Origin of the sequence: Micromonospora craterilacus (assembly GCF_003236315.1) — a bacterium.
GTDB lineage: Bacteria > Actinomycetota > Actinomycetes > Mycobacteriales > Micromonosporaceae > Micromonospora > Micromonospora craterilacus.
Genome location: NZ_POTY01000118.1, coordinates 1 through 20,647, shown reverse-complemented (window position 1 = coordinate 20,647; position 20,647 = coordinate 1). Strand labels below are relative to the sequence as shown.

General features: G+C 73.2%; 17 protein-coding genes. 8 read left to right on the top strand and 9 right to left on the bottom strand.

What is annotated here, in order from left to right:
• The 5 genes from C1I95_RS18935 to C1I95_RS18915 all read right to left on the bottom strand — a co-directional run.
• Positions 1-1,241: DUF58 domain-containing protein (locus C1I95_RS18935; RefSeq protein ID WP_111215149.1), on the bottom strand; the 1,241-nt coding region annotated here is incomplete at its 3' end.
• Positions 1,238-2,224, bottom strand: a complete 987-nt coding sequence (locus tag C1I95_RS18930) for an AAA family ATPase (protein ID WP_111215148.1) — start codon at positions 2,222-2,224, stop codon at positions 1,238-1,240. The genes C1I95_RS18930 and C1I95_RS18935, both read right to left, overlap by 4 nt.
• Complete coding sequence (locus C1I95_RS18925) at positions 2,221-3,630, bottom strand: DUF4350 domain-containing protein (protein ID WP_199523815.1); 1,410 nt, start codon at positions 3,628-3,630, stop codon at positions 2,221-2,223. The genes C1I95_RS18930 and C1I95_RS18925 overlap by 4 nt, the downstream gene beginning before the upstream one ends.
• Positions 3,627-4,280 carry a DUF4129 domain-containing protein gene (locus C1I95_RS18920; protein ID WP_199523814.1) on the bottom strand — a complete coding sequence of 218 codons (654 nt, stop codon included), beginning with the start codon at positions 4,278-4,280 and terminating at the stop codon, positions 3,627-3,629. The genes C1I95_RS18925 and C1I95_RS18920 overlap by 4 nt, the downstream gene beginning before the upstream one ends.
• Positions 4,277-5,122, bottom strand: coding sequence for a hypothetical protein (locus C1I95_RS18915; protein WP_111215147.1), 846 nt, complete (start codon positions 5,120-5,122; stop codon positions 4,277-4,279). Before C1I95_RS18915 ends, C1I95_RS18920 begins: the two co-directional genes overlap by 4 nt.
• Positions 5,123-5,333: 211 nt before the next feature.
• Between C1I95_RS18915 and mtrA the strand changes: the two genes are divergently transcribed.
• From mtrA to hpf, 5 genes are all read left to right on the top strand, one after another.
• Entirely contained in the window at positions 5,334-6,023 is a 690-nt protein-coding gene (mtrA, locus tag C1I95_RS18910) for an MtrAB system response regulator MtrA (RefSeq protein ID WP_111215146.1), read from the top strand.
• 12 nt (positions 6,024-6,035) lie between these two features.
• On the top strand, positions 6,036-7,793 hold the full coding sequence (mtrB, locus tag C1I95_RS18905) for an MtrAB system histidine kinase MtrB (protein WP_111215145.1): 1,758 nt from the start codon (positions 6,036-6,038) through the stop codon (positions 7,791-7,793).
• Complete coding sequence (locus C1I95_RS18900) at positions 7,790-9,592, top strand: LpqB family beta-propeller domain-containing protein (RefSeq protein ID WP_111215144.1); 1,803 nt, start codon at positions 7,790-7,792, stop codon at positions 9,590-9,592. Before mtrB ends, C1I95_RS18900 begins: the two co-directional genes overlap by 4 nt.
• Before the next feature lie 42 nt (positions 9,593-9,634).
• Positions 9,635-10,297: a ComF family protein gene (locus tag C1I95_RS18895; protein WP_111215151.1), complete on the top strand. Its 663-nt coding sequence runs from the start codon at positions 9,635-9,637 to the stop codon at positions 10,295-10,297.
• Between the two features lie 251 nt (positions 10,298-10,548).
• Entirely contained in the window at positions 10,549-11,169 is a 621-nt protein-coding gene (gene hpf / locus C1I95_RS18890; protein WP_111215143.1) for a ribosome hibernation-promoting factor, HPF/YfiA family, read from the top strand.
• Positions 11,170-11,262: 93 nt separating this feature from the next.
• Here hpf and C1I95_RS18885 read toward each other — a convergent pair whose 3' ends face one another.
• Positions 11,263-12,405 (bottom strand): GNAT family N-acetyltransferase, encoded by a 1,143-nt coding sequence (locus C1I95_RS18885; RefSeq protein ID WP_111215142.1) that lies wholly within the window; start codon positions 12,403-12,405, stop codon positions 11,263-11,265.
• A 170-nt stretch (positions 12,406-12,575) separates the two neighbouring features.
• Between C1I95_RS18885 and secA the strand changes: the two genes are divergently transcribed.
• The gene (secA, locus tag C1I95_RS18880) at positions 12,576-15,506 is read left to right on the top strand and encodes a preprotein translocase subunit SecA (RefSeq protein WP_111215141.1); all 2,931 of its coding nucleotides are present in this window, start codon (positions 12,576-12,578) and stop codon (positions 15,504-15,506) included.
• Positions 15,507-15,708: 202 nt separating this feature from the next.
• On the opposite strand, the gene C1I95_RS18875 is transcribed toward secA, so the two are convergent.
• Both C1I95_RS18875 and C1I95_RS18870 read right to left on the bottom strand, forming a co-directional pair.
• On the bottom strand, positions 15,709-16,386 hold the full coding sequence (locus tag C1I95_RS18875; protein WP_111215140.1) for an Rv3235 family protein: 678 nt from the start codon (positions 16,384-16,386) through the stop codon (positions 15,709-15,711).
• Between the two features lie 122 nt (positions 16,387-16,508).
• Positions 16,509-16,760, bottom strand: a complete 252-nt coding sequence (locus C1I95_RS18870) for a helix-turn-helix domain-containing protein (protein ID WP_199523813.1) — start codon at positions 16,758-16,760, stop codon at positions 16,509-16,511.
• Between the two features lie 208 nt (positions 16,761-16,968).
• Between C1I95_RS18870 and C1I95_RS18865 the strand changes: the two genes are divergently transcribed.
• Positions 16,969-17,487 (top strand): DUF6912 family protein, encoded by a 519-nt coding sequence (locus C1I95_RS18865; RefSeq protein ID WP_111215138.1) that lies wholly within the window; start codon positions 16,969-16,971, stop codon positions 17,485-17,487.
• Between the two features lie 10 nt (positions 17,488-17,497).
• Here the strand turns inward: C1I95_RS18865 and C1I95_RS18860 are convergent, their stop codons facing one another.
• On the bottom strand, positions 17,498-18,562 hold the full coding sequence (locus tag C1I95_RS18860; RefSeq protein WP_111215150.1) for a hypothetical protein: 1,065 nt from the start codon (positions 18,560-18,562) through the stop codon (positions 17,498-17,500).
• A gap of 301 nt (positions 18,563-18,863) precedes the next feature.
• Between C1I95_RS18860 and pruA the strand changes: the two genes are divergently transcribed.
• Entirely contained in the window at positions 18,864-20,492 is a 1,629-nt protein-coding gene (gene pruA / locus C1I95_RS18855) for an L-glutamate gamma-semialdehyde dehydrogenase (protein ID WP_111215137.1), read from the top strand.
• The last annotated feature ends 155 nt before the right edge of the window (positions 20,493-20,647 follow it).

Here is a 20,647-nt window from a genome sequence, read left to right as displayed (position 1 = left end):
GTGTCGACCACCAGCACGTTGTGGCGGGCCAGGGCCGCCGTGAGGCGGTCGCGTTCGGCGAGCGTACGCCAGGCGGCGGCCGCGGTGTAGGCGTCCTCGGGTCGGCCCGGCGGCTCGGTGGTGAGCGTGGTCAGCACTGGGTCCTGCGCCGCCGCCACCAGCACCCGGTGCCGGGCGGTCAGTCGGGGCAGCACCGGCAGCAGACCCTCACCGAGCGCACCGGGCTCCAGCGCGGTGAGGAACACCACCAGACTGCGCGGGCGGTGCCGCCGTAGCAACTCGCCCGCGATCAGTCGGAAGTCGGTCTCGACCAGCGCGGGCTGCAGCGGGGCCAGCGCGTGCGCCAGCCGAGGCCACTGCGCCGGCCGCTCGGCCCCGGTGACCGACGCCCGGGGCGCGGAGTCGACGGCGAGCACGTCCACCCGGTCACCCGCCCGGGCGGCCAGCGCGGTGAGCAGCAGCGCGGCGTCGATCGAGGTGTCCAGCCGGGGCTCGTCGCCGACCCGTACCGCCGAGGTGCGTCCGGTGTCCAGCACACAGACCAGCCGCCGGTCCCGTTCCGGCCGCCAGGTGCGCACCATCACCTCGGCGCGGCGGGCGCTGGCCCGCCAGTCGATGGAGCGGACGTCGTCGCCGGGCACGTACTCGCGCAGGGTGTCGAACTCGGTGCCCGCGCCGCGTCCCCGGCCGACCTGCGAACCGTCGACGACACGGAGCCGGGACAGCTTCTCCGGCAGGTGCCGGCGGGAGTCGAAACGGGGCAACACGCGCAGGGTCCACGGCGGGGTGGCGGGCCGGCCGGCCCGCTGCCGGAACGCCAGCCCGAGCGGCCCGAGCGAGCGGACGGTCAGTGCCACCGCAGGGCGGTCACCCCGGCGGGTCGGGGTGAGCCGGCTGGGCAGTGCCACCACCTCACCGGGGGCGACGTCCACCACGCGGGCGGGCGGTACGTCCGGCCGCGCCCCGGCCGACGGCACCCAGGCGTCGCGGACCTGGGCGCGCAGCGTACGACCGGAGGTGTTGCGCAGGTGCAGGGTGACCGTGGCGGTGCCGCCGAGCCGGACGGCGCGTTCGCCAGCGCGCTCGACGGCCAGCGCCGGCAGTGGCGCGGCCAGCGCGAGGTCCATGGCGAGCAGCAGCAGGACCGCGCCGGTCATCACCGCCACCCCGACGAACGGTGCCGGCCACGCGGGCAGGGTCAGCGCGCCCGCCGCGAGCAGCGCCGCCGCCCGCCAGGTCATCGCGGCGTGGGCACGGCGGCCAGCACCGTGTCCAGCACGGCGTCCACCCCGACACCCTCCAACTCGGCCTCCGGGCGCAGCCGCAGCCGGTGCCGCAGGGTGGGCCGGGCCATTGCCTTGACGTCGTCGGGCACGACGTGGTCGCGCCCGGTCAGCCAGGCCCACGCCTTGGCGGTGCCGAGCAGGGCCGTCGCCCCCCGGGGCGAGGCGCCCAGCTCCAGCGCGGGGGTGGCGCGGGTGGCTCGGCACAGGTCGACCACGTAGCCGAGCAGCGATTCGGCGACGTGCACCCGACCCACCGCCGCACGGGCCGCGGCGAGGTCGGCCACGCCGGCCACCGGGCGTACCCCGGCGGCGGTCAGGTCTCGCGGGTCGAAGCCGGCATGGTGGGCGCGGAGCACGCCCAGCTCCTCCTCGCGGTTGGGCAGCGGCACGGTGAGCTTGAGCAGGAACCGGTCCAGCTGGGCTTCCGGCAGCGGATAGGTGCCCTCGTACTCCACCGGGTTCTGGGTGGCGGCGACGATGAACGGGTCGGGCAGCGTACGCCGCTCGCCCTCGACGGTGACCTGCCGTTCCTCCATCACCTCCAGCAGGGCGGACTGGGTCTTCGGTGGGGTCCGGTTGATCTCGTCGGCGAGCAGCAGGTTGGTGAAGACCGGCCCCTCCCGGAAGGTGAACGCCGCCGTCCGCGAGTCGAAGACCATCGAGCCGGTGACGTCGCCGGGCATCAGGTCGGGGGTGAACTGCACCCGCCGCGCATCCAGGTCGAGCGCCGCGGCCACGGTACGCACCAGCAGCGTCTTGGCCACTCCCGGTACGCCCTCCAGCAGCACGTGGCCGTGGCAGAGCAGGGCGACGATCAGCCCGGTGACCACGCCGTCCTGCCCGACGACCGCCTTGGCCACCTCGGCGCGTAGCCGGTGCAGCGCGGCCCGGGTGGGGTCGGCGGTGAGCGGGTCGGCGGTGGTGGCGGGTCGGGTCACCGGGCGTCTCCTTCGGTTCGCGGCTGTGGCGGCCTCGTGGCCGGCGGCTTCGTGGCCGGCGGCTCCGGAACGGTGCCGGCCGGCGGGGCCGTGTTCGCGGGTGCCGGGCCACGGGTCGTGCGGTCCAGGTCGCCGGCCAGCTCCAGCAGGTCCTGGTCGGTGGCCGGGGCGTCACCGTAGAGCAGTTCGCGGATGGTGTCCGGGCGGTCGCCGGTGCTGGCGGCGACCGCCGCGGCCACGTCGGTGGGCGGGGCGTCGGCCGGCAGGTGCAGCCGGCGCGCCAACCGGGACCGGGCGGCGGCCCGCAGCGTCTGCGCGACGCTCTCCTGAGCCTGGGCCCGCCGGTAGAGCCGGGCCCGGCCGAGAACCGTCTCCGCGGCGGGCACGGTCACCGGCAGCGGCTCCGGCGTGGGCGGGCCGAGCCGGCGGGCCCGCCCGGCGGCGATCAGCAGTGCGGCCAGGGCGAGTTGCAGCAGCAGTGCCCAGAACCAGGGCGGGAAGGCGGACCAGAGCGGATTCGGCGACCCGGTCTGGTCCGGGCCGCCGGAGCCGGACGCGTCGCCGCGGGGCCGGTCGCCCGAAGTGCCGTTCCCGCCGTCGCCGTTCCCCGGCTCGGGCCGGCCGGTGCCGGTGCCGTAGCCCTCGGAATCGGGCAGCTCTGTGGTGGGCACGGGGCTGGGCCCGGGTGGTGGTGGCGCGGGGCCGTCCAGGTCGAGCCAGACCACCCGGCCTGCGGTGGCGAGCAGGCCGGTGGCGAAGGTGTGGTTGTCCCACTCGTCGATCCGGCTGTTGCGGAACGGGTCGCTGGCGCCGACCACCACGCTCTCGGCGGGGCCGCGCAAACGGGCCAGGCCGGCCGAGAAACAGAGGTCGACGCTGCCCGGGGCGCCGCTGGGGGCGTACTGCTGTCGGGCGACGGCGGCCGTCGCGGCGGAGGCGACCTCGGACAGCGGGCAGGGCTCGGGGGTGTGCGGGCCGACGGCCCGGGCCGCCCAGCGCCGGCCGGCCGGCCGCAGTGGCAGCCCGGCGGCGGCCAGCACCCGCCGGGGCGGGTCGACCAGCACCAGCCGGGTGCCGAAGGGCAGTCGGCCCAGGTCGTCGACGGTCTGCGGATGCAACAGCTCCGGTGCCGGGACGAACAGGATGGACGGACCGGAGCGGGTGGCCCGCAGCGCCTGGATGGTGTCGGTCTCCCGCTGCACCACGACCCCGCGCCCAGCCAGGCTCGCGGCCAGCCGGCTGCCGCCGTCGTCGCCGGTCGCCACCGGGGACAGGAACCCCTGGTCGGTCTGGTCCGGCTGGTCGACCGCGTGGGTGACCAGCGTGGTGGCGAGCAACGCCGCGCCCAGCAGCAGTGGGATCAGGATCCGGTGCCGGCGGCGCCGGGGCCGGTGCACGGTGGTCATGCTGTCGGCTCCCCGCTCGGCGCGGACGGCCGGTCGACCCTGGTGCCGGCCGGCGCGCCCGCGGTACGCCGGTCGGCTCCGGCGTCTTCGGCGGGTTCGTCGGCGAGCAGGTGTCGCAGCTGGGTGGCGTGGTCGCGCATCCGGTGGTCGTGGTCGGCGGTGGCGGGACGTTGGGCGTACCACACCTCGGCGAAGATGGTCGCGGCGGCGGCCAGCGGCGGGCCCGCCGGTGGGTGGTTGGCGGCAGCCGCGGTGACCACCTCGGTGACGGTCATGCCGGGCCGGACCCGCACCAGGTGCCGGTCGGCGAGATCGTGGAGCATGGCGCGCAGCCGTTCCCGGATCGCCTCGTCGTAGCGGCCCTCGGCGGCCAGCCGCTCGGCCAGCGAGGCGGTGCTGGCCGGCGGCGCGACCGGCGGAGGCACGTCGGTGGCCGGCGTGGGTGCGGTGCTGGTGGCGGCCGGCCGGGCTGGCCGCCGGGGGCGTCGCCGACGCAGCCGGGGCAGCCGGCGGGGCACCCAGGCGGGGTGGGTGTACCAGGCCGCCGCGGCGAGCGCCGTGCCCAGCACCAGCAGCAGCGTGACCAGTGACAGGGGTACCTGGTCGCCGAGGGCCGCCGTGGTCTCGGTCCACCACCGGCTGAAGCTCATCCGCGTACCGCCAGCAGGGCCGCCTGCGGTACGCCGGCCGGCGCGCGGGAGAGGTGGATGTCCAGCCCCTCGGTGCGGATCCGGGTCTCCAGGTGGACGACCGCGTCGAGGCAGGCCAACGCGGCGTAGGCGACCGCGTTCACGGCCGCCCAGACCAGCGTGGCCACCGCGACGGCCCAGCCCGCCGTGACTAGGCCGAGCGTGGACAGCCCGGTGAACAGGCCCCAGCCGAGGCCGACCCGGATGATCCACCAGACGAGGTAGCCCAGCACCCGTAGGGCGGCCCCGCGGCCGTCGACCCGCAGCGCGAGGATGGCGGCGCGGGCCACCGCGCGCAGCGGGCCGACCCGGTCGAGCACCAGCGCCGGGGTCACCGCGCCGAGCAGGGCGAAGCCGACGAACCAGGCCGGGCCGAGCAGGGCCGCGAGCAGCATCGCGGCGCCGACCAGCGGGCAGAGCAGGGCGGTGGCGCCCCAGCGGGCGCCGGTGGGTCGCAGCAGCTGCCGGGCGGTGGCCCGGTGGCCGAGCAGCGCGTTGCCGGCGGCGCGGGTGGCCGGGTTGCCGAGCAGCATGATGATCATCGCTTCGGTCGCCGCGCCGACGCCGAGCAGGAACCAGAAGGGGGCGAGGCCGCCGAGGTCGGGTACCCACCACAGCGGCGGGCTGGCGCCGACGGCGGTACGCAGCGGCAGCAGCAGAAGCTGCTCGCCGACGGCCAGCGCGGCGGCGAGCGGGAGCAGGGCGGTCGCCTGCCCACGCAGCAGCAGTACGGCGGAGTCGAGCAGCTCGCCGACGGTGAGCGGGCGGCCGGGGAGTACGGCGGTCGGGCCTGTTTCGGGCACGCGTACTCCTGGAGCCGGGGGCGGTGGCGCGCGGCGGCGTAGCCAGGGATCATGGTGCCACGCGCGGTGCAACCGGGTGGAGCCCCGCCCGATGGGGCGCCTCGCGCAGGCGGTGCAACCGGCCGGTGCTGGGCACAGGGCGCATGTGGGCAGTAGCGTGCCGGGTGACGCCGAACCCACTTGACCTGAACGGGATGGAAACATTAACCCCATGAGAGCCCGGGTACTGGTGGTCGACGACGACCCCGCGCTCGCCGAGATGCTCGGCATCGTCCTGCGCAGTGAAGGCTTCATGCCCTCCTTCGTGGCGGACGGGGAACGGGCCCTGGCCGCGTTCCGCGACAACCGGCCCGACATCGTGCTGCTCGACCTCATGCTGCCCGGAATGAGCGGCATCGACGTGGCGCGGGCGATCCGCGCCGAGTCGGGAGTGCCGATCGTCATGCTGACCGCCAAGAGCGACACGGTCGACGTCGTGCTCGGCCTGGAGTCGGGGGCGGACGACTACGTGGTGAAGCCGTTCAAGCCCAAGGAGCTGGTGGCCCGGATGCGGGCGCGGCTGCGACGCGGCGAGGACGCGGCGCCGGAGATGCTCACCATCGGCCCGCCCGGCAACCAGATCGCCATCGACGTGCCGGCGCACACGGTCAGCCGCAACGGCGAGGAGGTGAAGCTCACGCCGCTGGAGTTCGACCTGCTGGTCGCGCTGGCCCGCAAGCCGCGTCAGGTCTTCACCCGGGAGGTGCTGCTGGAGCAGGTCTGGGGATACCGGCACGCGGCGGACACCCGGTTGGTCAACGTGCACGTGCAGCGGTTGCGTGCCAAGATCGAACCGGATCCCGAGCGGCCGGAAATCATCCTCACCGTGCGGGGCGTGGGCTATAAGGCGGGTACCGGATAGCCTGGTCACACTGTGACCACCTCCCCGATTCCGGATCTTGACACGACGTCCCGCCGGCGTGGTGCCGGTTGGGAGTTGTGGCGTGGGCTCAGCGGCCGGGTCACCCGGTTGCTGGCCGGGCTGCACCAGACCTGGCGACGCTCGTTGCAGGTGCGGGTGGTGACCATCACGCTGGTGGCGTCCAGCCTGCTGGTCGGCGGGTTCGCGTACCTGATCGCCGACAAGATCACCAATATCCTGCTGGACAACGCCAAGACCGACGTGCAGCTGCGGCTGATCGGCGGCGCGGATTACGCGGCGAAGCAGTTCAGCCTCTACAGCCAGGCCCAGGAGGCCCAGCTCCAGGAGACCATCGACGGGACGGTCAACTACCTGGCCGGCGGTTACCCGCAGCAGACCAGCGGGGTGGTGGTGGCGATCACCGCGGAGAACGAGGACGCGATCGAGCCGCGTACCTCGCCTGCGGTGGACGTCCGGTCGCTGATCAGCCCCGAACTGCAAGCCGCGGTGGCCGGCGGCCACGTGGCCAACCAGATCCGCACCGGCCGGCTCACCGCCGACGGGGAGACGACGAAGTACCTGGTCTACGGCTCTCCGGTGCCGACCCGGTTCGGTCAGGTGGAGCTGTACTACTTCGTACCGCTGACTCTGCAGGACCAGACGGCCGGTCAGGCGCGCGCCACCGTGGTGGGCACCGGGGCCGCCCTGGTGCTGCTGCTCGGCCTGCTGGCCGCGCTGGTGACCCGGCTGGTGGTGACCCCGGTGCGGGTGGCCGCCCGCACCGCCCAGCGGCTCTCCGCCGGGCTGCTCGACCAGCGGATGGCGGTCAACGGCGAGGACGATCTGGCCCTGCTCGCCGCGTCGTTCAACCAGATGGCCACCAACCTGCAACGGCAGATCCTGCGTCTGGAGGAGATGTCCCGGTTGCAGCGCCGATTCACCTCGGACGTCTCGCACGAGCTGCGGACCCCGTTGACCACGGTCCGGATGGCCGCCGACCTGATCTTCGCCGAGCGGGACGAGTTCGACCCGGCGGTGGCCCGCAGTGCCGAGCTGCTCCAGGCCGAGCTGGACCGGTTCGAGGAACTGCTGACCGACCTGCTGGAGATCAGCCGGTTCGACGCGGGTTTCGCGGTGCTCGACGCCGAGCCGACCGACCTGGTGCCGGTGGTGCACCGGGTGGTGGACCGGCTGTCCGGGCTGGCCGAGCGGGTCGGGGTGGCCATCGAGCTGGACCTCCCGGCCGCCCCGGTGATCGCCGAGATCGACCCGCGCCGGGTCGAACGGGTGCTGCGCAATCTGGTCGGCAACGCCGTCGAGCACGGCGAGGGCCGGCCGGTACGGATCACCCTGGGGATGGACGAGACCGCCGTCGCGCTCACCGTCCGCGACCACGGCGTCGGGCTCAAGCCGGGCGAGGAGAAGTTGGTGTTCAACCGCTTCTGGCGGGCGGACCCGTCCCGGGCTCGGCAGACCGGCGGCACCGGGCTGGGGTTGTCGATCAGCCTGGAGGACGCCCGGCTGCACGGCGGCTGGCTGGAGGCGTGGGGGGCGCCGGGGCAGGGCGCCCAGTTCCGGCTCACCGTGCCGGCGCGGGCCGGTGATCGGCTGACCACCTCGCCGCTGCGACTGGTGCCGGCGGACGCCACGCTGCCGTTCGGCGGGGCGCCGGCCAGCAGCGGCCTGCTGGCCATCGGGCCGGGCCCGGGCGGGGCGCTGGCGGTCGGCCCTGCGCCCACCCCCGAGCGGCGCGCGGAGGTGGGTTCGTGAGGCGACGGTTGCTGGGTGGTGTGCTGAGCGGAGCGCTGATCATGACGGCGGTCGGCTGCGGCATTCCCGACCGCACCGAGGTGCAGATCGAGCAGCGCGGGCCGGCCGCCGAGACGAACTGGTCGCTGGGGCGGGGCCTCGACCCGCCGACGCGGGAGGCCAGCCGCAGCGATGCCGACGCCTTCGTGCGTAACTTCCTGGCCGCGGCGGCCGGCGAACCGGATCGGGCGTACGAGCGGGTCAAGCGGTTCATCACCTCCGCCGACCGGGCCAGGTTGCAGGAGAAGCAGGGCAGCGAGGTGGCGCTGTCGGTGGTACGACTCACCGACGATCCGGTGATCAAGGCGGACGTCGACAGCATGAAGGTCACCATCTCCGTGCAGCAGGTCGGCCTGTTGCGGGCCAACGGCATGCTGGTGCCCCCGCTGGCCACCGAGTCGACGTACGAGTTCCGTCTGGTCAGCGCCGGCCCGGTGGGCCAGGACGACGGCGGTTACTTCGTCAGCGACCCGCCGAACGTGCTGCTGCTCAGCGACGAGGCACTGCGCCTGTACTACCAGGCGGAGTCGATCTACTTCTGGAGCTCCGACCGCTCCCGGCTGGTGTCGGACCAGCGGTATCTCTCCTCGGCCGTACCGGCCGAGCGCCGGGTGAGCGAGGTGGTCCGGTGGCTGACCGCGGGTCCCTCCGAGTGGCTGCGGGTCGGTGTCTCCGGCCTGCCCGACCGCACCGAAATGATCAACAATGCCACCGGTGCGGACGGCCGGTGGGAGGTCAACCTCGACATGCCCGGCGTCGACGAGGAACGGCTCAGGCAACTCGGGATCCAGTTGGCCTGGTCGCTGCCGGAGCTCGTGCACACCCTGGAAATCAAGATCCTCAATCAGCCGCGCCGGACGATCGACCTGAGCGAGCAACGGACGGCGTACCCGCTGTACGAGCTCGACGACGGCGCGCTGCGGTTCTGTGTCTACGAGGGGGCGATCCACCCGCTCGCGTTGGCCAACGAGTCCGCCGGGGCGGTGCCGGTGGTTGCCGAGGTGAACCGCAACGTGGTCTCCGCGGGGCTGCGCCGCGTCGGTAAGGACAAGGACATCCTGGCCGCCCTGGTGGTGGCCGGGGAGAACGGACGGCAGCGGCTGGCCGTCGGCCGTGGTCAGAACGGGGTGGAGGTCCTCTCGACGGCCGAGTCCGACCACGCCAAGATCGGCCGGCCGGTCTGGCTCCGCGGTAGCGACGGCCGGTCGTACGGGCTGGTGGTCGCCGACGGCAAGCTGTACCGCTTCGACGACCAGGCGGTGATGCGGCCGGTGCAACTCGGCCTGACCGACCCGGTCAGCGCGGTGGCGGCGGCCCTGGACGGGCACCGGATCGCCCTGATCGTCGGTGGTGCGCTGCACGTCGCCGCGATCAGTTGGGAGGGTGGGCTGCCCGCGGTCGGTCCGGCCCGGCGCCTGGCCACCTCCCTGGTCAACCCGACCGCGGTGGACTGGTCCGGCGAGAACCGGCTGGTGGTGGCCGGCTCGGCCGGCCGCCCGGCGATCTACGACGTCAGCGTCGACGGCGCGCTGGAAACCCGGCTGCGGGAGGACGTGGGCACCGACGTCACCCACCTGGCCGCGTATCCCAGCACCCCGAATCCCAGCACCCCGCTGGCCGGTTCGTTCATGTACGAGGCCAACGGCGTCGCCTACCGAAACCCGTCCGAGCAGATCCGCCGCGAGCAGGTCCAGGACGTCACCCCGCCGCCGGCGGGGGTGCGTGCGGGCAGCCCGACTGCGCCGTTCTTCCTCTACTGAGTCGCCGTGCTGGCCGGGCTGTGGGCGGACCTGACCGACCTGGTGCTGCCCGCGGAGTGCGCCGGCTGCCGGGACCGCCGGTCGGGGCTACGGCACGGGGTCTGCCCGGACTGCGTGACCGCGCTGCGGGCGTTGCGCCCCGGGCCGGTGCGGCCGACACCGGCCCCGCCGGGGCTGCCGCCCTGTCATGCCCTCGGGGCGTACGGCGGGCCGCTGCGGGAGACGCTGCTGGCGTACAAGGACCACGGCCGGCATGCCCTGGCCCGGCCGCTGGGCGCCCTGCTCGCCGAGGTCGTGGCGGCGGCGGTCGGCCCGGTGCGCCCGGTGGTGCTGGTGCCGGTGCCGGACACCCCGCAGGCGGCCCGGGCCCGCTACGGCGACCACCTCGGTCGGCTGACCCGGCACTGTGCGCGGCGGCTGCGCGCGGCGGGTTGGCCGGTGCAGGTTCGGCGTCCGGTACGCGCGGCGTCCCGGCCCGACTCGGTCACGCTGGACAGCGCCGGGCGGGCGGCGGCGGCCTCGGCGGCGTTCCGGGCCCGGCCGGGTGCCGGCCCGGCGGCACGGGGGTCGAGCGTGGTGCTGCTGGACGACATCGTCACCACCGGGGTCACCCTCGCCGCGGTGAGTCGCGTGCTGACCGTGCACGGGCTGTCGCCGTCGGTGGCGGCGGTGCTGGCCGCGACGGAGAAAAGGCACCAGCGGTGACCGATTGTGTTTCCGTTTCACCCCTTCGTGTATGAGCTGTGGAAATTCCCAGCCGGTCTTGGCGACGAGGGGTGACGGCCGGGCAAACAGGAGTTAGCGTTTGGCTGTCGGGGGTAGGAGGGTCAGCCCACCCGCTCCTGGCGGTGAAAGGAGGCGTAGCCGTATTGACCGGTCGACGCCGAGTGGGGCCATCCCCGGAGCGGTGCGACCGGAGTTCTCGGATCAACGACCGTCCGAAAGAGGGAGGTCACGTGGACATCGTGGTCAAGGGCCGTAACGTCGAAGTGCCGGACCATTACCGGGTACACGTAGCAGAGAAGCTCGCGAAGATCGAACGCTACGACCACAAGCTAATTCGTGTCGATGTCGAGCTGTTTCACGAGCGCAATCCGCGCCAGGCCGACCATTGCCAGCGGATCGAGATAACCTGCGTCTCCCGTGGCCCGGTAATCCGGGCGGAGGCCTGCACCAACGACTTCTACAGCGCGCTGGACGCGGCGATCGCCAAGCTCGACGCCCGGCTGCGCCGCGCCGCCGACCGGCGCCGGGTCCACCGCGGCCGGCACGCGCCGCTGTCGGTCGCCGCCGCCACCGCCGGCCTGCCGGTGACCGACCTGCCCGCGCTGGCAGACGCCGGCACCGCCACCGCGGTAGCCGAGCGGCCCGAGGAGGAGTACGGCGACGACCAGCCCTGGCACATCGCCCGGGAGAAGGTCCACCCCGCCGAGCCGATGACCGTCGACGACGCCCTGTTCCAGATGGAACTCGTCGGCCACGACTTCTACCTTTTCCAGGACAAGGAATCCGGCCGTCCGAGCGTGGTCTACCGGCGGCACGCCTACGACTACGGCATCATCTCGCTGGCCCTCTGACCGGTGACGCCGGCTCGGGTCGGGGTCGCCCCGACCCGAGCCGGCGCGCCCGGTTCTCCGCAGCGCGGCGCTCTGCAACCCGTGGCGGGTCGGTCAGTCCGCCAGGTCGGTGGGCAGCAGGCCGAAGACCGTCGAGTCGTTCCGGCTGCCGGCCGCGCCGGGCAGCCGCCCGCGTAGCAGCCCCTCGCGCCGGAAACCGGCCTTCTCCAGCACCCGCTGGGAGGCCACGTTCTCCGGCAGGGTGCCGGCCCACAGCCGGCCCAGCCCGACGTGGTCGAAACCCCACCGGGCGAGCAGCCGTACGGTGCGGGTGGCGTAGCCTCGCCCACGCCACTGCGGGAGCAGGCTGTAGCCGAGCATCGCCTGGCCGCTGCCGGGCTGGTCGTGGACCAGCGCGCAGCCACCGGCGACGGCCCCCGAGGTCGCGTCGAGGATGGTCATGCTGGCGACCGTGCCGACCAGCCACTGGCTCTCCGCGCCACGGGCGCGCCGGTCGATCTCGTCCCGGGTGGGCGGCTCCGGCGGTACCCGGCTGGCCACCACCTCCGGGCCGGTGTGCAGGCGGTACATCTCGTCGTCGTCCTCCGGGCCGAGGCGGCGCAGCACGACCACGCCGTCGGTGAGCCGGCCGCCGGGCAGGTCCGGCAGCGGGCGTGGGGACGGCCCGGGTGGGTCGTCGGCGAGGCGTACCCACGCCGTCAGGTCCCGCCGGCCGCCACTCCGCGCCGGCCCACCCGACCGGCGTACCCCCTCGGGCCGGAATCCGGCGGCCAGCGCGACCCGCTGGCTGGCCGCGTTCTCGACGTGGGCGAGCAGTTCCAACCGGGCGGTGCCGGTGGCGAAGGCGTGGGCGGCCAGCGCCCGGGTGGCCGCGGTGGCCACCCCCCGGCCGCGCGCCCACGGCGCGACCCAGTAGCCGATCTCGGCCTGGCCCCGCTGCGGCACCGGGTGGCTCAGCCCGACCGCGCCGAGCAGCCGGTCGGTGGCCCGGTCGGCGATGGCGTACGCGGCGCCGCCGGCGGTGAACGCCGCCGGCGCGCCTTCGGTGACCCAGTACCGGGCGTCGGCCTCGGTGTACGGGCTGGGCAGGGCGTCGAGGTAGCGCTGGACCATCGGATCGGCGCAGCTGGCGGCGATGTCGGCGATGTCGTCCAGGCGAAACGGCCGCAGCCGCACCCCGTGCGCCTCGATCGTCCCGGCGGTTGTGCCGGAGTTGTCGATCTCCACGGGCTTCATTCGACCCATCGTGCCGCATCGTTCGCCGACGGCGTAACCGGAAAACCGGCCTGCGGGTGGGCGTGAGGCGTGTTATGTCGGTTTCGCGGTTGCTGACCACCGCCACCAGTGACCATCGGCCCGGTGGAACGCCTACGATGGTTCGAGACTGTCTAGGGGAGCGTTGATCCGTGTCGATTCTGGAAAAGGTCCTCCGCGCGGGCGAAGGACGCATGGTGCGCCGCCTGAAGGCGATCGCCGCCGCTGTCAACTCGATCGAGGACGACTACGTCAACCTCACCGACGACGAACTGCGCGGCATGACCGTGCAGTTCAAAGAGCGGCTCGCCGACGGCGAGACTCTGGACGACCTGTTGCCCGAGGCGTTCGCGGTCTGCCGCGAGGCGGCGGCGCGGGTGCTCGGCCAGCGGCCGTACGACGTCCAGGTGATGGGTGGCGCGGCACTGCATTTCGGCAACATCGCCGAGATGAAGACCGGTGAGGGCAAGACCCTGACCTCGGTGATGCCGGTGTACCTCAACGCGCTGTCCGGCAAGGGCGTGCACGTGGTCACGGTCAACGACTACCTGGCCCAGCGTGACGCCGCCTGGATGGGCCGGGTGCACGACTTCCTCGGGCTGACCGTCGGCGTGGTGCTGCCCAACCGACCCGCCACCGAGCACCGCGCCGCGTACGAGTGCGACATCACCTACGGCACGAACAACGAGTTCGGCTTCGACTACCTGCGCGACAACATGGCCTGGTCGAAGGACGAGCTGGTCCAGCGCGGCCACAACTTCGCCGTCGTCGACGAGGTCGACTCCATCCTGATCGACGAGGCCCGTACGCCGCTGATCATCTCCGGCCCGGCCGAGCACTCCGCGCGCTGGTACGGCGAGTTCGCCGGGGTGGTGGCCCGCCTGCAGTCGGGCAAGGACGGCGAGGGCGACTACGAGGTCGACTACTCCAAGCGCACCATTGCGGTCACCGAGCGTGGCGTGGCCAAGGTCGAGGACCGGCTCGGCATCGACAACCTCTACGAGTCGGTGAACACTCCGCTGGTCGGCTACCTGAACAACGCGATCAAGGCCAAGGAGCTGTACAAGCGCGACAAGGACTACATCGTCAGCGACGGCGAGGTCCTGATCGTCGACGAGTTCACCGGCCGCATCCTGCACGGTCGTCGCTACAACGAGGGCATGCACCAGGCGATCGAGGCCAAGGAGGGGGTGGAGATCAAGCAGGAGAACCAGACGCTGGCCACCATCACCCTGCAGAACTACTTCCGCCTCTACGACAAGCTCTCCGGCATGACCGGTACCGCCCAGACCGAGGCGGGCGAGTTCAACAAGGTCTACAAGGTCGGCGTGGTGACCATCCCGACCCACCGGCCGATGGTCCGGCATGACCGGGCCGACGTCATCTACAAGACCGAGAAGGCCAAGTTCAACGCGGTGATCGAGGACATCGCCGAGCGGCACCAGGCCGGGCAGCCGGTGCTGGTCGGCACCGTCTCGGTTGAGAACTCCGAGATCCTGTCGCAGCTGTTGCGCCGCCGCGGCATCCCGCACGCGGTGCTGAACGCGAAGTTCCACGCCCGGGAGGCGGAGATCGTCGCCCAGGCCGGCCGTAAGGGCGCGGTCACGGTGGCCACCAACATGGCCGGCCGAGGCACCGACATCCTGCTCGGCGGCAACGCCGAATTCCTCGCCGCGAGCGAGTTGCGCCAGCGCGGCCTCGACCCGGTGGAGAACGCCGAGGAGTACGAGAAGGCGATGGAGGAGGTCCTGCCGAACTGGAAGCAGGCCTGCGACGTCGAGGCCGAGGAGGTGGCCGCCGCCGGCGGGCTCTACGTGCTGGGCACCGAGCGGCACGAGTCCCGGCGGATCGACAACCAGCTGCGCGGTCGCTCCGGCCGGCAGGGTGACCCGGGTGAGTCGCGGTTCTACCTGTCCCTGCAGGACGAGCTGATGAAGCGGTTCCGTTCCGGCGCGGTCGAGGCGGTGATGGAGCGCTTCAACATCCCGGAGGACGTGCCCATCGAGTCGAAGATGGTCACCCGCCAGATCAAGGGCGCGCAGGCCCAGATCGAGGGGCAGAACGCCGAGATCCGCAAGAACGTCCTCAAGTACGACGAGGTGATGAACAAGCAGCGCCAGGTGATCTACGCCGAGCGGCTGCGCGTACTCAACGGCGAGGACCTCTCCGAGCAGGTCCGCAACATGATCGACGACGTGGTCGAGGCGTACGTGCGGGGGGCCACCACCGAGGGCTACGCCGAGGACTGGGATCTCGACCAGCTGTGGTCCAACCTCAAGCAGCTCTACCCGGTGGGCGTCACCGTCGAGGACCTGGAGGAGGAGGCCGGCGGCGCGCGCGCCAGCATCGACGCCGACTTCCTGGTCGCCCAGCTCAAGGAGGACGCGAACGCCGCGTACGACCGGCGTGAGGAGCAGCTCGGCACCGAGGGCACCCGGCAGCTGGAGCGGATGGTGCTGCTCCAGGTCATCGACCGCAAGTGGCGTGAGCACCTCTACGAGATGGACTACCTCCAGGAGGGCATCAGCCTGCGGGCGTACGCCCAGCGCGACCCGGTGGTGGAGTACCAGCGCGAGGGCTTCGCCATGTTCACCACCATGATGGAGGGCATCAAGGAGGAGACGGTCGGCTTCCTCTACAACCTCGACGTGCAGGTCAACGAGCCGGAGCCGGAGGCCGAGGAGGTCGAGCTGCTGGACCGGCCGGTGGAGATCCGGGCCAAGGGCCTGGGTCGTGCGCCGCAGCAGCAGGGGTTGCAGTATTCCGCGCCGACCATCGACGGCGAGGCGGGCGCCGGTGCGGTCGCCGTGCAGCGCGACGACCAGCGGGCCCCGGCGCTCGGCATCGGGAGTCCGGAGCCGACGACGCCGGCGGCACCGGGGCGGACGGCCCCGACGGCGCCTCAGCGCCCGGCCGGGGGCCTGCGCGGCCCGGGGGTCGCGTCCAGCACCGCCCGCCAGGCGGCGGCGTCGGGGCAGGCGAGCGCCAGCAACGGCCCGTCCCGCAACGCGCCGTGCCCCTGCGGCTCGGGTCGCAAGTACAAGCGCTGCCACGGTGCCCCGGGCGGCACCTCGGCCAGCTAACCGGTCAGGCCGGCAGCCAACCTGCCCTGGCCCAGGAAGCCGACTTTGTCGGCGCTGATCGAGTCTCCACCGTGACGGTTTGACGGAGCCGTGGTCCCAGTGACCACGGCTCCGTCGCGTCCGGGCCCAGGGCCGGTCGATCCAGCGGCTCGGCTCGGGCGGCAGACCTGGGGCGGTCGCTCGGGGCGGTCGCTCGGGGCGGTCAGAGGACGCGGAGGTCGGTGCAGAGCCAGGTGCCGCGCCGGTGTTCCAGGCGCAGCGCCATCGCCCAGGTGCTGCCGGCGGCGCCGCTGAGCACGGCGGCGGCCTCGATGGCGGCGGGGCGGGGCTCGCAGACCCGGAGCCGGCGTAGCCGGAGGCCCGGCCGGGTCGAGCGGCGTCGTGCCGGGCCGCCGCGAGCGGTGGCTCGGGCCAGCTCGGGCAGCAACTGTGCGGATCGGGCCGGGTCGAGTTGGCGTCGGAGCTGCACCGGCGGCCGGAAACCGTTGAACACCTCCAGGCAACTGGCGACGAAGCGGTGGGCCACCCGGGTGGCTGCCGGGGTGGCCGTGGCCAGGGCGCCGGGCGGCAGGTGCCGGGCCGGCTCGTGGCCCGGCCCGGACGGTGTCGGACGGGTGCGCGCCCCGGGTTCGCCCGACAGCGGCGTGCCCGTCGGCCCGGCCCCCGGACCGGGGGCCACGGTACGCCGGGTGGGCGGCCGGTCAGGCTCGCGGCGGGCGGGCCACCGTTGGGCGGCCGCGAAGAGGTCGAGGGCGAGCTGGCCGTGCGCCGGGCCGGGCCAGCCGCTGGCGTCCTCGTCAAGGAAGGGAGGGTCGAACGCGGGCGCCGGGCGCAGCCGCACGGGTGGACGGGTCGGCCCGGGTCGCCGTGGGTCGGTCATCGCGCTGCCCCCTGCTCCTCGGGCCGGCCGCAGATCCCTGCGTTTGCCTTCGTTTGCCTTCGACAGGGTTCATTCTCGGCCAAGATGAAGCCTGCGGTCAATGGCTCGCCGTGGTTCTGCGGCTACTCGGGGTCGCGCTCGGCCAGCGGGTTGCCGCGTACCCACTCGGCGGTCTCCGTGTACTTGCGCTGGATGTACTCCTCCAGCCGGGCGCGCTCCACGCGCCACTGGCCCCGCCCACCGATCTTGATCGCGGGTAGTTCGCCGCTGCGCACCATGTGGTAGACCTGCGAGTCCGACACGTTCAGCTCGGTGGCCACGTCGGACAGGAGCAGGAACCTCGGCTCCACGAAAACTCCCCGGGTTGACGTCATTTGCCTCAGTTTGCCATCGCCGGCTGCTTTCGGCGTAACCTACCCGGGCCGGCGGGGCGCGGCCGACCCGCGCCTCGGACACACCCGATCTCGGCCGGAACTTTCACCAGGGTGGGTGCGGGGTGTATGACGGTCACGGCGTACGGCGTGGGCGTACGCCCGGCCGGCGGCGTCGCCGGCCAGCGGAGCGAAACGGGGGAGACCAACCGTGACCGACGAGCTTGTCCGGGTGTACGTGCCGGCGACCGTGCCGATGCTGGCCAGGCTGCCCGAGCACGGCCTTGCCGCGGCGCAGGCGCACGCTGTGACTCCGACGCTGCGCGAGTGGTACGCCGAGGGCGACGAGGAGGAGTTGGAGTACGTCGCCTTCACCCGGGCCGCCCAGGACGCCCTGCAACTGATCCGCCACGACTCGGCCGCGCCGCGCCGACGGGTGGTGGTCTCGGCAGACCTGCCCGCCGCCGCGCTCGGCCGGGGTGACGGTGAGCTGGGTTCCAGCGTGGTGGAGTTGGCCGCGGCAGTGCCGGCCAGCGCCGTGGCGGCCATCCACGTGGACGGCGCCGAGGCCGTGCCGGACATCGCCGCCGCCGCGAACGTGGTGGTGGAGGCGTTGGCCGGTGACCCGGACGCCCAGTTCACCGTCGACGGTGCCGAGGACCACGAACTGGAGTGGTACGACCCCAGCGAGCTGGAGTCGCTGCTGCGCGCCGCCGCCGGCCAGGACTGACTGCCCCGGGTCAGCGGGCGGCGGTGCCGGTGCTCGACTCGTCGGCGGTGGCCGGCTCCGGCGCGCCAGCGTCGAGCGGCTCGGCCGCGTCGTCCTCGGCGGGCGGGGTGAGGGTGCGGCCGAACGCGATCATGGCGGTCAGCGCGCCGACGAACAGCACCCAGATGCCGTTGTCCACCCGCGAGGTGCCGAGTGAGGTCTGCGCCACCGCGTCCGCCTCACTCAGCGCCGCCGCCAGGTCGATCAGGGAACGCCCGCCGACCCGGATGATCACCTCGGCCAGCAGGAGCAGAAGCCCGGGGCCCGCACCGGCGACGAGGTACGCCGGCCAGCGCAGTCCGGTGGCAGCGTTGTGGGCGGCCCGCCGTCGGGCCCAGGTGAGGTAGCCGAAGGCCAGGCCACCGGCGACGAGCCCGGCGAGCAGCGACTCGGTGCGGGAGACCCAGGTGGCCGCGCTGACCAGCGACTGCTGGCTGTCACCGGCGCCGAAGAGGTCGAACAGTGGGTCCCGGGCCACGCTGAAGGCCACCACGAAGGCCAGCGTGCCCAGCGCGGCGGAGGCCACCGCGCCGACCACCGCGCCGTTGCGGGCGCCGGCCAGCGCGCCGCCGATGATGGCCGCGGCGGCGGCGGTGCCGGCGATCGTTCGGGTGGTCGTGTTGTCGGCGTAGCTGAGGTTGATCGTGAGCGCGGCGGCGAGCCCGACCAGCAGGCCGGCACCGACCGCCACCGCGAAGCGCAGGGTCATCCGATCGCGGCGGCGGGTGACGGGTTCGCCGGCCGCCAGCCCCACCGCGGCGCCGGTGACGAGCGCGGCCGAGATCACGCCGGGCAGGGCGAAGGCGGACAGGCTGACCGCGGTGACCCCGGCGGTGGCCGAGTCGATCGCCTCCCGGGTCGACCAGAGCATCGCGGCCAACCAGCCCACTGCCAGCAGCGCCAGGGCCAGGGTGCCCGGGGCGGGCGCCGGGTTCCCGGCTGGCGCGTCGGTGGCGGTGGCCATCCGGTCGATCGGGGCTAGGGCCTCCGGTCGGTCGGGCTGCGCGGCGGTCGACCCACCGGGCTGGTTGCTCATCGTCTCCCCTTCGCCGCCGAGCCCGACGACCTGGCCCGGGTACGTCACCGGCAACCCAGCGTACGCGCCCGCCCCGGGTGGCAGCCTGAACCCCGCACGTCGCCCGACGGGCCTGCTTTCCTTCGGTCGTCGACCACTCTCGGGTACGAATCCGTTCCGGATGTGAGCGAGTGCCTCTTGATTAACGGTAAGTGAGTGGCCGGGGTGTGATCGGCCACCGGTCGTCGTGGGAGGATTGGCCGAGGTCCCGCCCGTGTCGGGGCCGGTTTCGCCACCGCCGTCGAGATCGCCAGGAGCCCTGATGGACGCCGTGTTCTCCGTACCCGAGCCACACAACGAGCCGGTGCGCTCCTACGAGCCGGGCAGCACCGACCGGGAACGGCTCCAGGGGCGGCTCGCCGAACTGGCCGCCGACCGGATCGAGCTGCCGATGACCATCGCGGGCGAGCAGCGGATGGCCGGCGGCGAGTCGATCCAGGTGGTACAGCCGCACCGGCACGCCCACGTGCTCGGGGTCACCGGGCACGCCACCCACGACGACGCCCGGGCCGCGGTCAAGGCGGCCAAGGACGCCGCACCGGGTTGGCGCGCACTGCCCTTCGAGGAGCGGGCGGCCATCTTCCTGCGCGCCGCCGAGCTGCTCGCCGGCCCGTGGCGGGACACCCTCAACGCGGCCACCATGCTCGGCCAGTCGAAGACCGCCGTGCAGGCCGAGATCGATGCCGCCTGCGAGTTCATCGACTTCCTCCGGTTCAACGTGCACTTCGCCCGCAAGCTGCTCGCCGAGCAGCCGATGTCCTCGCCGGGCGTGTGGAACCGCTTCGACCACCGGCCGCTGGAGGGCTTCGTCTACGCGGTCACCCCGTTCAACTTCACCGCGATCGCCGGTAACCTGCCCTCGGCGCCGGCCCTGCTCGGCAACACCGTGGTCTGGAAGCCGGGCCCGACGCAGCAGTTCGCGGCGCACTTCACCATGCGGCTGTTCGAGGCGGCCGGCCTGCCGCCCGGCGTGATCAACATGGTCACCGGCCGGGGCGAGGAGGTCTCCGACGTGGTGCTGGCCGACCCGGACCTGGCCGGCATCCACTTCACCGGGTCCACCAAGGTCTTCCAGCACCTGTGGCGCACCGTCGGGGAGAACATCGCGGCCTACCGGGGCTACCCGAGGCTGGTCGGTGAGACCGGCGGCAAGGACTTCGTGGTCGCGCACACCAGCGCCGACGTCGACGCCCTGCACACCGCGCTGATCCGGGGCGCCTTCGAATACCAGGGTCAGAAGTGCTCGGCGGCCTCCCGGGCGTACGTGCCGCGGTCGATCTGGGAGGGCGGCCTGCGCGACCGGCTGGCCGCCACCGCCGACGGGCTGGCCTACGGCGACGTCACCGACTTCCGCAACTTCGGCGGCGCGGTGATCGACGACAAGGCGTTCTCCCGGCACACCGCCGCGCTGGAGCTGATCTCCTCCGACGACAGCTGCCGGGTCATCGCCGGCGGCACCGCCGACGACTCGGTCGGCTGGTTCGTCCGGCCGACGATCTTCGAGTGCGGCGACCCGGCACACGAGACGTTCACCACCGAGTACTTCGGGCCGATCCTCGGCGTGCACGTCTTCGACGACGCCCGCTTCGACGACGTGGTGGCGCAGGCCGAGTCGATCGCCCCGTACGCGCTGACCGGGTCGATCTTCGCCACCGACCGCCGGGTGGTCGACGCGGTGGCCGAGAAGATGCGGTACGCCGCCGGCAACTTCTACATCAACGACAAGCCGACCGGCGCGGTGGTCGGCCAGCAGCCCTTCGGTGGTGCCCGGGCCAGCGGCACCAACGACAAGGCCGGCTCCTGGCACAACCTGGTCCGCTGGATGTCACCCCGGACCATGAAGGAGACCTTCGTGCCGCCCACCGACCACACCTACCCCCACATGCACTGAGATGTAAGGAAGGGCCCCTTCTTAACGCCTGGCGTATAGGAGGGGCCCCTTCTTAACCTCACGACCCGGGCTCGCGCCGGGAGGGCGCGGGGTGGGTGGTGGCGGTGCAGTTCGACCGTCGTGCGCCGACAGTGCACATAGGAAACCCCAATGGG

Bases quoted from the DNA above. Each gene is read 5' to 3' on its own strand.
- C1I95_RS18925 (WP_199523815.1), bottom strand. From the start codon at position 3,630: ATGACCACCGTGCACCGGCCCCGGCGCCGCCGGCACCGGATCCTGATC.
- C1I95_RS18920 (WP_199523814.1), bottom strand. From the start codon at position 4,280: ATGAGCTTCAGCCGGTGGTGGACCGAGACCACGGCGGCCCTCGGCGAC.
- mtrA (WP_111215146.1), top strand. From the start codon at position 5,334: ATGAGAGCCCGGGTACTGGTGGTCGACGACGACCCCGCGCTCGCCGAG.
- C1I95_RS18885 (WP_111215142.1), bottom strand. From the start codon at position 12,405: ATGAAGCCCGTGGAGATCGACAACTCCGGCACAACCGCCGGGACGATC.
- C1I95_RS18875 (WP_111215140.1), bottom strand. From the start codon at position 16,386: ATGACCGACCCACGGCGACCCGGGCCGACCCGTCCACCCGTGCGGCTG.
- C1I95_RS18870 (WP_199523813.1), bottom strand. From the start codon at position 16,760: ATGACGTCAACCCGGGGAGTTTTCGTGGAGCCGAGGTTCCTGCTCCTG.
- C1I95_RS18860 (WP_111215150.1), bottom strand. From the start codon at position 18,562: ATGAGCAACCAGCCCGGTGGGTCGACCGCCGCGCAGCCCGACCGACCG.
- pruA (WP_111215137.1), top strand. From the start codon at position 18,864: ATGGACGCCGTGTTCTCCGTACCCGAGCCACACAACGAGCCGGTGCGC.